At 53.3% G+C, this 14,064-nt stretch carries 14 protein-coding genes; 5 read left to right on the plus strand and 9 right to left on the minus strand.

The annotated features are described in order from the left end of the window. Positions 1–298 precede the first annotated feature (298 nt). Positions 299–658, plus strand: a complete 360-nt coding sequence (locus QRN38_RS25900) for a hypothetical protein (protein WP_285362786.1) — start codon at positions 299–301, stop codon at positions 656–658. A gap of 710 nt (positions 659–1,368) precedes the next feature. Here the strand turns inward: QRN38_RS25900 and QRN38_RS25905 are convergent. The 4 genes from QRN38_RS25905 to QRN38_RS25920 form a co-directional block, all read right to left on the minus strand. Next, positions 1,369–2,166 (minus strand): SprT-like domain-containing protein, encoded by a 798-nt coding sequence (locus QRN38_RS25905; RefSeq protein WP_122290382.1) that lies wholly within the window; start codon positions 2,164–2,166, stop codon positions 1,369–1,371. 122 nt (positions 2,167–2,288) lie between these two features. Continuing rightward, positions 2,289–2,684 (minus strand): hypothetical protein, encoded by a 396-nt coding sequence (locus QRN38_RS25910; protein WP_122290383.1) that lies wholly within the window; start codon positions 2,682–2,684, stop codon positions 2,289–2,291. An 8-nt stretch (positions 2,685–2,692) separates the two neighbouring features. Continuing rightward, positions 2,693–3,418, minus strand: coding sequence for a StbB family protein (stbB, locus tag QRN38_RS25915; RefSeq protein ID WP_122290384.1), 726 nt, complete (start codon positions 3,416–3,418; stop codon positions 2,693–2,695). Beyond that, positions 3,415–3,870, minus strand: coding sequence for a hypothetical protein (locus QRN38_RS25920; RefSeq protein ID WP_074321343.1), 456 nt, complete (start codon positions 3,868–3,870; stop codon positions 3,415–3,417). The genes stbB and QRN38_RS25920 overlap by 4 nt, the downstream gene beginning before the upstream one ends. 430 nt (positions 3,871–4,300) lie before the next feature. Here QRN38_RS25920 and QRN38_RS25925 point away from each other — a divergent pair, with 430 nt between their 5' ends. The 4 genes from QRN38_RS25925 to QRN38_RS25940 all read left to right on the plus strand — a co-directional run bounded on the left by QRN38_RS25925 (position 4,301) and on the right by QRN38_RS25940 (position 10,405). Beyond that, positions 4,301–4,687 carry a hypothetical protein gene (locus QRN38_RS25925; RefSeq protein ID WP_122290385.1) on the plus strand — a complete coding sequence of 129 codons (387 nt, stop codon included), beginning with the start codon at positions 4,301–4,303 and terminating at the stop codon, positions 4,685–4,687. Next, positions 4,688–6,241 carry a type IV secretion system DNA-binding domain-containing protein gene (locus tag QRN38_RS25930; protein ID WP_074321341.1) on the plus strand — a complete coding sequence of 518 codons (1,554 nt, stop codon included), beginning with the start codon at positions 4,688–4,690 and terminating at the stop codon, positions 6,239–6,241. Positions 6,242–6,866: 625 nt separating this feature from the next. Then, positions 6,867–9,935, plus strand: a complete 3,069-nt coding sequence (gene mobF / locus QRN38_RS25935; RefSeq protein WP_122290386.1) for a MobF family relaxase — start codon at positions 6,867–6,869, stop codon at positions 9,933–9,935. A 38-nt stretch (positions 9,936–9,973) separates the two neighbouring features. Next, complete coding sequence (locus tag QRN38_RS25940; protein WP_074321339.1) at positions 9,974–10,405, plus strand: hypothetical protein; 432 nt, start codon at positions 9,974–9,976, stop codon at positions 10,403–10,405. Between the two features lie 83 nt (positions 10,406–10,488). Here QRN38_RS25940 and QRN38_RS25945 read toward each other — a convergent pair whose 3' ends face one another. Genes QRN38_RS25945 through virB11 form a run of 5 tightly spaced genes read right to left on the minus strand, consistent with a single transcriptional unit; the run spans position 10,489 to position 14,060 of the window. After that, positions 10,489–11,088: a KfrB domain-containing protein gene (locus tag QRN38_RS25945; protein WP_080495397.1), complete on the minus strand. Its 600-nt coding sequence runs from the start codon at positions 11,086–11,088 to the stop codon at positions 10,489–10,491. A gap of 16 nt (positions 11,089–11,104) precedes the next feature. Continuing rightward, positions 11,105–11,704, minus strand: a complete 600-nt coding sequence (locus tag QRN38_RS25950) for a phospholipase D family nuclease (protein WP_259643727.1) — start codon at positions 11,702–11,704, stop codon at positions 11,105–11,107. Further along, positions 11,694–12,023, minus strand: coding sequence for a TrbM/KikA/MpfK family conjugal transfer protein (locus tag QRN38_RS25955; RefSeq protein WP_074321337.1), 330 nt, complete (start codon positions 12,021–12,023; stop codon positions 11,694–11,696). The genes QRN38_RS25950 and QRN38_RS25955 overlap by 11 nt, the downstream gene beginning before the upstream one ends. A gap of 29 nt (positions 12,024–12,052) precedes the next feature. Then, entirely contained in the window at positions 12,053–13,048 is a 996-nt protein-coding gene (locus QRN38_RS25960; protein WP_122290387.1) for a lytic transglycosylase domain-containing protein, read from the minus strand. Further along, positions 13,032–14,060, minus strand: coding sequence for a P-type DNA transfer ATPase VirB11 (gene virB11, locus QRN38_RS25965; protein WP_074321335.1), 1,029 nt, complete (start codon positions 14,058–14,060; stop codon positions 13,032–13,034). Before virB11 ends, QRN38_RS25960 begins: the two co-directional genes overlap by 17 nt. Positions 14,061–14,064: the final 4 nt, after the last annotated feature.

The following is a 14,064-nucleotide window of genomic DNA, read 5'->3' on the forward strand; positions in this document are numbered from 1 at the left end:
CTGTCGTCTTGCAGTGCCTTGCGTCACGGGACCGCGCAGGCTCACGCGAAAGACCTTGCTCGAAAAAGCGGGGTTGAACAGGGCGCGGGGTGAGTTGGCCATCGACTGGTCGTGCGCGCACGCGGTCGGCATCGAGGCGTTAATAGTATACTTTTTGTCAGCATTTATATGTTAAATAGTTGATTTATCGTGCCGCAAATGAGATACTTATCGCGTCAAAGCAAACCGCTCTGACCCAGGTATCTGGCCCGGATCCAGCGGCGGCAACCGCTCCGGCTAACTGCGAAGGGAACACAGAATGAAAACTTCTAATCAGCTACAAAATGAAACTGTTCAGGCAAGCACGGTCAAGAATTGTGTTTGTGGCCGTTGCGGGGGGGACGCTCACAGATCGTCGTGGGAAGGCGCGGAATGCGGAAGCCATGCCGTTTATAACTGGCAAACCTGCTCAGTGTGCGGGTATCAGAGCGGTGACGTTCCAGACTGGGAATACAATGGTGAAGGTTTCGAGCTGCCCGACGTCGAAGTGACCGCGTATGACGCAGAGATAGCCGCACACATCGCCGAGGAAGAATATTTTGGTCTAGCACCGGTGCTCATGCAAAAGGCCGATTTTCTGGCGCTGGCCCAAGGCTTACGCCGTAGCTCGGCGGCTTAAGCCAGCGATCAAACCTCACATGTTTAATGTTCGAAGTGATGGCCATCGCGCAGCTAGCTGGATACAACGATGCGCCATCTCTCTCTAAGATCGTCGGTCGGCTGGCCTGACCGCCTACCTCCTGGCGACTACGTCAGCTGACCTACGGCCGGATCGGCTTCGCCGATCCGGCTATCGTTCTCTGACATAGCTATCTTCTGGCCCCTCTACTGTGAATCTGCCCAATCAGCTATTAGCTAAAAGATGAGGGCGTGCTCGGCTTCGCCTCATCGGCTGTCGTGAACCAAGCCCCGGCCAAGAGCGCGCCGGGTCTTGGCCCTTCGGGCTTCCATCCTCACGCCTTCGCCCGTTCCGGGCTGCGCACTCCGTTTGCAAACTGCCCGCAGCGCTGACGCGCTCGCTGGCCTGAGCAGCGTCCGGACTCAGTGCCAGGCTCGGGAAATCACCCTGCGCCTGCCCACCGCTCGGGCAAGAAGCCGCCCGATCCGTGGACAGCCGCACCGCTCGCTCTTGGCCTCTTGCGGGCCTCGCTCGCTGGGTGATTTTGCGTGCGCAGCTCAGGCCAGCGAAAAGCGTCTTCGACGACCAAGAGGTGCCCCCTTGGATCCGCACATAAAAACCTCCGGTCGCTCTCCCTGCGCGACCCCCTGCGGGAGTCTTGCAACAGCCGGTGACGGAAGCCTGACAGACTCCGGCTTCGCCTTCGCTAATCAGCCTTCCGTCACCGGCGCTGATTGAACCTCGTTGTCTGTATCCACCTCTACAAAATCTTTTTCGTCGATGAAATGGAGATCACATGCGACACACGCCAGCTTGCCGCCAAGACCGGGTTTACCCCAAACATTGATGCGGCAATTAGGGCAGAGGTACTTGCGCTTGTTCTTCTGGTCGTCTTTGACCTCTGGCGGCAAAAGTCCAGAAGACGTGAGTCCAGGTATATCGATGGTCGGATCATCTGCCCCAGGATCGACTGGATCCCCATCCGGGTCGTACATAGACAAGTTCATAGGAACTCGCTTGGCCACAATATCGATCCACGACAGCATGCGCCCCTGCGCTAACAACTCCTTGCACGCGACGTCAAACGGGCCGCCCTCAATGATGTAGTGAGTCATTTTCTGCCCAACGCGTTTTCCACCAGGTTCGCCGGTGTCGCTCGGCATCAAACCGACAGACTCCATTTTGTTAGCCCATTCCTTGTTGTGGTACCCGCCTCTCGACTTCTTCCCGAATAGGTCCTGCCACTGATGAACCTGTTCATGCACCACTGTAGAGAGAGTCTGTTCGACCCTGCGGAAGGCAAAATATGCTGGATTCAACGCCAGTTCATCACTCTTGCCCTCCCCATTCCTGCGCAAAAATCTGGACGGAGAGTAGTACCCAAACGTATGGCTCTTGCGCTGCAGAGTGAACAAGCAACCCGGCAGCTGGCCACCAAATAAACGGTCATTGAAAAAGTCGTATGCCCCTTGAATCTCCTCGTATAGCTCTTCACTCGGTTTGGTCATGTGGACTCCAGTTCTCGCATGCGAGAAAGCCCCCCGTTTGTGATTACCCGGCGGTCTTGAGTGGGGGCATCCTCAAAACCATCTGTATCGTACGATACAGATTATCCCCTAAAATGGGCCCCTCACAGGCCCATCGCCCAACGAGCACCCAAGTACCCGCCTCCTACTCCTGCAGCTACCGCAGTGAGTACGCCAATAATCAAAAACTGCACCAAGCGTTGCTTTAGTTGCTTAGTCGACAGCAACAGCGCAAGCCCGCCCCGGTTCAGCTCATTACCGATCCTCGCGGTGGCTGTTTTGGCAGCTTGCAACAGCTCCAATTGCCCGCGTTCAAGCACAGATTCGAAGTTCATCTGGGTCTGCAACAACGCTTTACCGGCAGCGTCACGAATGGCCTGCTCAATCTCCGTGCGCATGTCGCTGGAGACCTGGTCAAGTTTCGACACCAGACCGTCTATCTCTTCAAGCATCTGAACGGCCAGCGCTTCGCGCTGGGTCGTTGGGTCTTTACCGGCCATAACCTACCTCACTTCGCTTTGACACCAAAAAGCACGCGGTACACTTCGTCGAGATTCGCCCACGCAGATAGCGCCAACCTTTTGACCGAAACCATCTGTACGGCGCGCGCTTTGTCTTCGTCTGAAACGCCGTCGCGCATGATCTGCCTGTAGTCAGTGTCATCGATCATGACTTCTGCGATGTTCTTCTTCATAACCCGCAGGCGTTCAAACACCTCATTCTTGAATATCACTGCGCCAGGCTTGAGCGTGAATTTTTTCTCTAGCGCATGGAACCCAAAAATCGGGCTAAACGTTTCCTCCAAGTCGTCGACATCATCAGGCTCGACCTTATTGAACACCACCAAGATTCGTTTGGCCGGTACTCCCAGGGCTGACAGCGTTTTGATCGTGTTAATCGTGTCGGTCTGTTGCTTCTTTTCCGACACCGTAGGAACGAGGAAATAATCGAAGTCTTCGTGCGATCCAGCGAACTGGCTCATGTGCTTCATGAAGACCTCAACGTTCGATGCGCCAACATCGACGATTGCATCATCGTGGGTCATGAGCCATTCGGACAGATCAGCAAACTGGCGACCCTTCATGCGCTCAATCGACTCAGAATCGTCTGCTGCACCAGAGTTGATGGTTTCGATTTCAAACCGAGGCGCTTTCATGCGAGGCCACAGGAACTGCTCCGCACACATAGTCTTGCCTGGGTTGCCCGTGAAATTGATCACTGCGACTTTAGTCATTTGTCTCTCCATTTGCGTTTAGGTTTGCCCGCCGCTTCATACCGGGCCATCTCTCCGGCGTTAACATCTTCGCCGGGATTCATCAGTTTCGACAAAGACCCGAATACAACAGGCCCTGTCGGTCGTGCATCAGAACCCTCGGCCTCATCATCTGTATCGTACGATACATTTCCCGAGACCCTAGGTGCCGACGGCTCCTGCTTGTCCAGCTCACTGCCAACGCTCGCCCCATTGTGATCTGACTTGAGCGTTTTCCTGTACCGATACAGGTAGGTCTTGAATGTGCGGTCGTTCACCACAATCCCCGACTTAGCCAAAACTTCGCGCACTGCAGCATGCGTCGCGCCAGCTCTAAGCTGCTCCTCGATCACCGGCATCACTTGGCGCACTTTCGCTGCCATCGTAGCTGGTTCGATCTGCCTCAGTGCTGATTCCAACTCCTTACGTGCCATTGTAGCCACCCACAGTCGTCTCTACGTCTACCTTCAGTATACCCTCTGCCCCCCTTCTGTCTACCTCTAGTAACCCTTCTGTACACCTCTCGTCTCCCTACAGATGCCTTCCTGTAGCAACCCTCTCCCAAAGCCCTACGGCCTTCGGCCTACCCAGTAAATACGCCCTTTCAAAAGCATGAATTCTGCTCCTTAACAGGATCAGAATATCAATACACATCACGCACCTCCCTTGCGGGAGGGCAAAGCCGCGCTGCGCTTGGCTTACAGAGCATTTCGCTTTTTTTCACTGTGATACACAGGTATCACAATACACCTATATAACGAAGCATCTACGGCACTTTTGCGTATTACAGTCGGTATACATTACCATATTCAACACTAAAGCACGCTTCGTGCGCTTTTTTTACACATCAGGAGAGGGGATATCGTGCCCAAGACACTACCCATAAGACTGACTGACGAGCAGACCAGAAGACTGGAGGAAGGTGCAGCTCTGGCCGGTTACAAGCACGTATCCACCTATGCACGGGATCGACTTTTCAGTTTGATCGAGCAAGACAAGTCCCAGGACCAGGTAGCTCACTGGGCAACAATGCAAAAGATCGAATACCAGCTCGATAGCATCGAGCAAAGCCAAGCGGTACAGCAGACCCTGATGGCTGCAACCCTATACCTGATCCGCGAGAACTCATCGACGGGAGTAAGAAACGGTCTGCGTGCGCAACTGAAATCACTGGGCGCGTCGACACAGATCCTCGACGCACTGTTGCCCGATCTGGCTTCGGACATAGAACGAATTTCAGGAGACGAATGAATGCACAGACAAGAAGTTGCGAGCGCAAGCATGATTTTTGGTTTTGGACTGCCGCTCGCCGGATGGGCCGCAGGTGCCTACCTGGAACAGATGCCTTTCCTTCCCTTCCCGGCCGGTTTGAGGTCGACCATCCACGAAACATGGCATAACCCGGTGATGGCATCCTCGACAGTAGCCTCGGCAGTGGTGGCCGGTGCGTTGGTTTATTACTTCAACGAATACCTTGACGACGGTTTTCGTGGCGAGCGGTTCGTACAGCATCTGCGTGGTACACGCATGCGAAATTGGCATCATTTGAAAACACGGATCAACAGTCGCAACGCAAAAACAAATCGTGAGCGTCGATCCAAGAAGCTGGAAAAGCTCGATCCGGTCATGATCGGTCGCGTGCCAATGCCGCTGCATCTCGAAGACAGAAACACAATGATCTGCGCGTCTATCGGTGCGGGTAAATCCGTGACAATGGAGGGGATGATAGCGTCGTCGCTAAAACGCGGTGACAAGATGGCGGTCGTTGATCCAAACGGGACGTTTTATTCAAAATTCGGGTTCAAAGGGGACATCATTCTGAATCCCTTTGACACCCGAACAGCTGGCTGGACTTTGTTCAACGAGATCAAGGGTGTTCACGACTTCGACAGGATGGCCAAGTCGGTCATTCCTCCGCAAGTTGAAGCAGATAGCGAACAATGGTGCTCGTATGCACGCGACGTGCTGGCTGACACCATGCGAAAACTGGTTGAAACGGGCAATCCAAGCCAGGACACATTAGTCAACATTTTGGTACGCGAGGACGGAGAAACGATCCGGGCGTTCCTGGCCAACACGGACTCGCAGGGCTATTTCAGGGACAACGCGGAAAAAGCCGTCGCGAGTATTCAGTTCATGATGAACAAATATGTGCGTCCGTTGCGCTTCATGAGCAAGGGTGATTTCTCATTGCACCGATGGGTTCACGATCCAGATGCTGGGAACTTGTTTATCACGTGGCGGGAGGACATGCGGGCTACCATGCAGCCGTTGGTGGCCATGTGGATCGATACCATCTGCGCAACCATCCTCAGCTACGAGCCAATGACAGGCAAACGGCTTTGGTTGTACCTCGATGAGCTGCAGTCGATCGGCAAGCTTGAGTCGTTCGTTCCTGCAGCGACCAAAGGTCGGAAACACGGGCTTCGGATTGTAGGGACTATTCAGGACTGGTCACAGCTGAATGAAAATTACGGGATTGAATCTGCCAAAACGCTGCTCTCATGCTTCCGTAACTACGTCATCTTGGCAGCTGCGAACGCAGAAACTGCCCTAATGGCGCAGCGCGTGCTTGGCAAACAGGAGGTACGTCGCATGAGAACGTCAATGACAGCAGGGAGGCCGACGCGAGCTGCCGAAATCAGAGAAGAATTTGTCGTAATGGACTCGGAAATATCCAACCTCGATGACTTGGAAGCGTTCGTTTCATTCGGTGAAAGCTACCCCATGGCGCGCATCAAACTGCCCTATGTCAATCATAAGGAACGTAACGCTCCAATCATGATTACCGGCGTGGCCGCATAGGTGTAGCGGCCTGCAATCGAAATGGTCTCGACCTGCAATCATCGCATTTTTCGACCGGGATTAATTGCGTCTATCCGAGCCAGCAGACCGAGATTATTTGCGAATGAACCTGCATTCATCTGATCCGACCTGCAATCGACCGTCATGAACCGGAATTGACTGCGAGTGAGCGCACGCTGTTTCTGTCTCATTCGAGTACACCCTTGCGGGACGCGTGTCTGAGGCGTTTTTTATGTCTCAATAGGGTTGATTTTCATTTTTGATATAGTACTTTCACAAAATCTAGAGCCTAAAGAGACAAAAGCGCTATTGGGGTAGAGGACTGAATCTTGTGACCGCCACTATGGTGCTCTGGAACACAGGGTTTGGGAGTAACGAAACAGAATGTGCACTTAGCCCAGCTCCTGAAGACCACTGTTTGATGGACGCTAAATCATCGGTTTTTCAGTCGCATTTAATCCTGGTCGGTTGCGCTCGATTGCAGGTCGAAGTGGCTGGATGCAGGTTCGTTTGCAGTCAATGCTGGTTCGCAGTGCCGGATAGACGCAATCAATCCCGGTCGAAAAACGCGATGATTGCAGGTCGGTGCCATTTCGATTGCAGGTCGTTACACATAGGGGAACGAATGCTCAATGTGACGCTTATCAAAGGCAACAACGCCTACGCCGCTGCGCACTACTTTTCCGCAGCGGACGACTACTACGCCAAAGACAATATGGGTGAGTGGCAGGGGGTAGGAGCTGAACGCCTAGGACTTGTCGGGGACATTGAGCAAGCGGAGCTTGCTCGCCTGTTGAACGGACGGCTTCCAAACGGCGAAAAGATGCAAACCACTTTTGACGCTGAAAAGAACAGTCGGCGCATGGGGCTGGATCTGACATTTTCCGCGCCAAAATCTGTCTCTATGCAGGCACTCGTTGCCGGCGACAAGGATGTAACAGCTGCACACGACCGTGCCGTGACCAAGGCTCTGCAGCACGTCGAAAAGCTTGCCCAGGCACGCCGCAAAGAGAAAGGGAAATTCATGCGTGAGCGAACCGGGAACTTGGTCATCGGTAAGTTCCGTCACGAAATGAGCCGTGGGAAGGATCCCCAGCTGCACACGCATTCCGTGGTGATGAATATGACACAGCGCAGCGACGGCAAATGGCGAGCGCTGTTCAATGACGACATATTCAAAGTCCAGCACGAAATTGACGCCATGTACAAAGGCCACCTAGCCAGAGAATTGCGCGAGTTGGGGTATGAGATACGCGTACTCGACAACACGGGAAACTTCGAACTGGCACACATATCCCGCGATCAGATCGAAGCATTTTCGAGCCGGAGTAAGGTGATTGAAGATGCGTTAGCGAAGGAAGGAAAAACGCGAGCTGACGCCACAACCCTTGAGAAACAAATCATATCTTTGGCTACACGGCCCAAAAAGGACGAGCGAGACAAGGCGCTTGTTAAGGAATACTGGGTCACGAAGAGTCGCGAGCTGGGCATTGAGTACGGGGATCGAAGCCGACTGGATGGTCGCGAGTACAACCAGTCGACGCCAGGTTCAACAGGTCCACGGCCTTCAAGTACAACCCCACCAAGAAATCCACCAGGAGCCCCACAAGCAGCCCCAGGGTCGACCGATCCAGAAGCGCCAGGTGAGCATCATGCCAATGAACTGCCCGACGGCCTTACGCCAGCACAAGCGGTGGTGCAGTTCGCTATCAACCATTTGACCGAAAGGGAGCAAGTTGTTTCCGGCGATAATCTGCGCACAGTTGCCATGCGTCGAGGCGTCGGCCTCGCTGGGCCTGACGAAGTGGAAAACGAGATTAAGCGCTTGGTCAAACAAGGAACGTTGATCGAATCTGCCCCTGCCTACGTGATGGCAAAGGACGACAACAAAGAGGCCAGCAATGTTGGCGAACCAGTCGTGCTTTCACCTGCAGGCTGGTCCGCACACCTGCAGGAGGTGAAAGGTTGGACAGAATCCAAGGCAAAAAGGTACGTCGCCGAAGCGATCAAACGCGGTTCTTTGGTTGAGTCTGCTAAGCGCTATACAACCCAGAAAGGGCTAAAACGTGAAAAAGCGATCTTGGCCATCGAACGCACCGGCCGTGATCAGGTTACGCCGATCATGCCTCTGGAGCAGGTCAGAAAAGCCCTAGAAGGTACAACGCTCTCTGACGGCCAGCTTGCAGCAGTCGAAACCATTGTCAGCACGTCTAACAGGTTTGTGGGGATTCAGGGTGACGCTGGTACCGGGAAAACCTACTCGGTAGAGCGCGCAGTGCAGCTAATCGAAACGGTAAACAAAGCGGTCGGAAACGGCAATGAAGAAAACGGTTTCAGAATCCTCGCCCTAGCCCCGTATGGTAACCAGGTCGCTGCACTGAAAAACGAAGGACTGGATGCTCACACACTGGCGAGTTTTTTCCACACGAAGGAAAAGAACCTCGATGAGAAAACAATCATCATTCTCGACGAAGCAGGGGTAGTCGGTGCTCGCCAGACGGAACAGCTCATGCGTCTGGTTGAGAAGTCAGGTGCTCGACTGGTTCAGTTGGGTGACACAAAGCAGACCGAGGCGATTGAGGCAGGTAAGCCGTTCGCGCAACTGCAGCAGGCGGGAATGCAGACTGCTCGCATCAGCGAAATCCAGCGGCAAAAGGACCCTATGCTTAAACGAGCTGTAGAGTTCGCTGCAGAAGGTCTGACTAGGAAATCAGTCGAGAACATTGCACACGTAGAAGAGCTTCGATTTGCTGGCGACAGACACAAGGCCATTGTCAATGACTACATGAAGCTCAAGCCCTCGGAGAGGTTAGAAACTCTCATCGTTGCCGGTACCAACAAGGACCGTAAGCAAATCAACGAAATGGCCCGTCATGCTCTCGATCTGGTGGGTAAAGGGCAGAAATACGAGACTTTGAATCGTGTCGACATGACACAAGCAGAACGCCGGTATGCTCCATCATTCAAAAAAGGGATGGTCATACAACCCGAGAAAAACTACCTCAAATTTGGCCTGGTTCGTGGAGCGACCTACACGGTTGATGAAGCCCTGCCAGGAAACATCCTTGTAGTAACCGCCCGGGACGGGACTACATACACTTTAAATCCTCGCGGGGTCACAAAGCTCAGTGTTTATAACGCTGATACGCCAGAGCTGTCGCCCGGCGACGTGATCAGGATAACGCGTCCTAACCCTGCGCTTGATCTAACCAACGGCGACAGAATGCGTGTCGCCTCGCTTGAGCCGGGATACATCCAGCTCGCTTCGCTCAATGAAGTTAATGGCCAGCCTGCACGCACGGTTAAGCTGCCCACAGGTAAGCCTCTGCACCTAGAACATGCGTACGCTGCAACTGTACACAGCGCGCAGGGTTTGACTAATGACAGGGCGTTGGTATCGATCAACACAAAAAGCCGAACCACCTCATTGAACCTATTCTACGTGGCCATCAGCCGTGCCCGGTACGAAGCACGCATCTACGTCGACAACGTCCAAGCGCTCCCAGGTGCCATTTCCAAACGCTACGACAAAACCACGTCGCTGAGCCTGCAGCACGAACGAGAAGCTTTGCGCAAGCAACAGAACAAGGAACGGACAACCAAGGTCGATTCAGCGCTTAGGCAGGGCGAGCTGCAGCGCAAACAAAAAGGTCAGCGTAAAACGCCGGGTGACGGAATGAGCGCAGCAACCTAGATTCACTGAATATCAACACACGCTAAAGAGGAAGTGTGATGGACAACGAAAAACTCACGGTCAAGAACCTTACCAACCTGCTAGCCCCCGCGATCAAGTCCCTGGAATCCATCGACAAGTCGCTATCGATTCTTGCGGATCTGCAGTTAGCTCAGGAGTTCGTCGCGGATCCAGCAACACGAACGAAGCTGTACAGGAAAATGGATAAAGCTCACCACACGCTCGCTTCTACGCAAAAAGCTGTGAGGGATATGACTAAGCGTGACATAAACGGAGGCATGACGCGTGATGCCTACACAGCTGAAAATGGGGCTGAGGCCGCTGCAGAGGAGTACCGCGAATTTGACGAGGCTGTTGAGGCCAACACAGCTGCATACAGGGCGTTGAACCTCATAACTAACATGTATCCGATGTTGGATCGTCTAAACAGACATGCGCCTCGACCTGATCCCACTGACGCTAACGAATGACAGAGTTTGACTGAGCGTCGTAAAAAACCCCGCATAGCGGGGTTTTTTGAGGAGCACAGATTAGGGCTGATTTGTTGCAGAATTTAGCCTTTCCCAATACCTCCCAGTCCTTTTGGTTGAATTTCGTGAGCCTTGGCTTTTAGCTCCATCCGTTCACCGACAATGCCGACATTTGCAGAGAATGAATACTTGATGGCCACGTCTTTGCCCTGGACCATCTGACTCGGATTTGAAAACTGCAGGTTGGCTCGTTGATGTTCAACATGGTGCGTGCGATTTCCATCTTTGACTGCTTGGATGACCATGTCGTTTCGCATCGCAACGATAGGGCCTTCGTAGGTTTTGCCAAGTTCGGGTTTGCCCAGCTGGGGGAAGTCTGCCTTGCTGACAGGCATGCTAAATTCATTTTTTTCTAACGCTAGGGATTCCTTGAAACCGCGCTTGAATTCCTCTGCACCAGGAAGCGAGTCAAATGGCAGATTTTTATACACCTGGCCTCTGTCGCTACCAGCATCGGCGTACAACTTAGCCTTACCCTCTGGCGTCTGATAAATGACGGTTGAATCCGCAGCATTAGCTGCCTTGTGCCATGCCGCTCCGGCCTTTGCCGGGTCCGAGAACTCCTGCCCAGCTTTACCCTTTTCGAACACGTGGTATTTGATAGCGCCGCTCTTCTCTTCCATCACTATTCTCCGGTCTTCAATACTGAGGTTTGAACGCTTGCCCCTGATCCCATCGACTTTGCCAGTGTGATAGGTACTGTTCGGCAAGATCTGGGTCATTCCAAACGACCAACGCATTTTCGCTGTTGCTTTTGGCAGCTGCGGCTGTGTAGTTAAAGCTACCGGTTTCGACTGCCTTGCCGTCCACCACAATAAATTTGTCATGGTGAATGGGATAGGTGCCCACGGTGCGTGTGGGTATACCGGCCTTGTACAGGAGGCTCAACGCATGTCGTCCAGCGCGGGCTGCATTGCCCTCAAGATTGCCGCGTTGATCTGCAACCACAGCAACGTCAACACCTCTAGTTTTGGCCGCTATGAGCGCTTTGACCACGTCCGGGCTGGTAAACATGTAAGCCGATAGCCTAACTGAACTGGTTGCAGACTGAATTGTTCTCAGCACCAGCTCGCGCGCGGTGCCCTCCGGAGAAAATCCGACCTCGATGCGGCGGGCTCCGTCTGCGGTTGCAAGAATTGATTCGGGCTGGGTCGCCTGATCAGCTGCAGCGAAAGGCATGGCTATGCCAAACAGAAAGGCAAAGCCTAGGGTATTCAGGAAGGGCCATTTAGAATCCACGGAAAATCCTCCCCCATTTATCGTTAGCCTCCCCGGCCCCCTTCTGATCCTCAGCACACTGGGCAACAAAATCACCACGGGCGGACGCGGTTCTCGATGGACTGAATTTACCCTTCTTATATTTCACAATTCCGAAATACTGATTGACGTATTTATCGCAGTCACCATCCCGAGTCATACCCAACAAGCACAACACCGCACCACATGCATCCTGATCACTTTTCTCACCATAGGTATAGTCGGTAGGCGGCTGTTCAGAGGCATGGGCGATGCCCGCAAACAGAAATGGCAAAACCGATGCCATGAAGAATTTTGTCATTGAAACCCCCTTTTCTCGCGTGCGAGAAATCAATTTACGATTTGAACAAACGACTGTTGGGCAGCTGAATTCGGCTCAGAGCGTTCAGGGAAAGTCGTCGTTGCGGATGCGGCGTCCTGATCAAATGACTTGAACTGGCGCTCGGCTTGAGCCGACGAAGGATCATCGCCAGTGTCCAGCTGGACCTGGATTTGTGGTTTTGAATCTTGCGCAGGCTGTGCCTGTTTTGGAGGTAACGGTTGACCGTTTTCGTCAGCGAAGGTCAGCCACTGGCCCTCCGGCCTATTAGACGGCCTTCTGGCGCGCTCTCGGGCCTTTGAGGCAGAAACCTTTGGCTCACTCACAGGGTAAGCCTGATCGCCGCTCTGCGCGGTTATAGAAGGCACTACAGCAGAGGGCTTATCAAGAATCACAGGGATCGCCTGATCGCTCGCTAGCGACGCTATCAACGGAACCACAGGATCCTGTGAGGCATACGTTTGCGCCTGAGAAATGACCTTTTCAACGTACGAGAGATCACCAGGCTTATCAGCAGAGAAACCTCTGATTTCATTACCGCTGTAATATCTCGACGTTGCTTTAAGTAATGCCTCATGCGGGTTCGTGCTCGTTTTCAAAGCGTCGACGTAATACTGGGTAAGGAGCTTGCTACTCGCCTGCAGGTTGCGACAGGGGTGAAAAACGTCTTCGTAGCTCAGTCCGCCGGCACGCATGTTTGTCACCAGCAGCTGACCAAGCCCCATTGAGTACCGTAATCCGTCGCGCTCTAGTTGTTGCGCAGTAGCAATCGCTTCAGCAAGGGATTTTGGCTGTCGCTCAAGATGACCTCCGACAACACCAATCGCATACGGATTGAACGACGACTCATTGCCCACAAGACCTTTCAAGGTAGTCACATGAACGGACTGTGCACATTTGGCAGCAAGCTCGGAAAATCGCTGCGGCGAAGCATCCTCGGCGGATGCCGAGGATGCGAACACAGCTATGCCCAACACAGCGACGGAGAACTTAGGCAGCTTTTGCATATTGCACCTCTGAGATGTAACGGCGACCGTCGAACCCGTATTCCCACTGGATCACCACGTCGATGAGTTGACGGGAATACTCGATTAGCTGGTCTGTGCTCATGTCTGCACCGCCACGGGATGCCATCGATGCCAATCGGTCGAACATCAGTTTGGGGGAATCAGCGTGAATTGAGCTGATCGAACCACTATGGCCAGTGTTCATAAGCTCCAGATAAGGGAAAGCTTCGCCTCCGCGGAGTTCGCCCATAATCGCTCTGTCTGGAGTCAGACGCAGGATCGATTCCAGCAGGTCGAAAGGTGTTACCTGTGCTTTGCCCTGATTCCCACGCGAGTAGAGAAGATGAACGACGTTCTTCATCTTGGTCTTGATTTCCCTTGCATCCTCGATCGTAACCAATCGTTCGTGTTCGTCTACGTGCTGCATCAAGCTATTGAGATACGTCGTCTTACCGGCGTTAGTACCGGCAGAAACCATGATGTTCTTGCGAGCTTTCACAATCCCTTTGAAGAACTCTTTCCATTGTTTGCGCTTGTAAAGTTCGATCAAATGGTCATCGCTATACTGACCGCCTGGACGTGGCTCGTTGATATGTGCGAAAGCGCCCATGCTCTCGTACTCATCAAGGGTAATTTGGTTGATACCCGGTTTACGGATACAAACGATCCCACCAACGTGCTGTTCCACTGCGGGAGCGAGTACAACCTGTACGCGGTAGTCCCCCCTTTCATTCTCCGGCACACCGGGGTCCAAATTGATTGGAATCCGACCGGAAAGAATCGGCTTGTAGGTATCGACCTTCTGGTCAGTGTGAGCGGCAATCAGTTCCGCCAGGGACTTGATCATGGGGACCGTAATACCCTCGACCACAACCGGTTTCATGAACCGGCTGCCTCGGAACCCTGCCCAGACGTTATCAGGGCCGTTAACGGCAATCTCTGTCACGTCTGGGTCATCCAGCAACGTAACCAGAGATTCCAGCTTGCGCCGGAAAGAGGCAATCTCGGACATTCTA

The organism is Pseudomonas sp. CFBP2511 (assembly GCF_030209255.1).
In the GTDB taxonomy this organism is placed as follows: domain Bacteria; phylum Pseudomonadota; class Gammaproteobacteria; order Pseudomonadales; family Pseudomonadaceae; genus Aquipseudomonas; species Aquipseudomonas avellanae.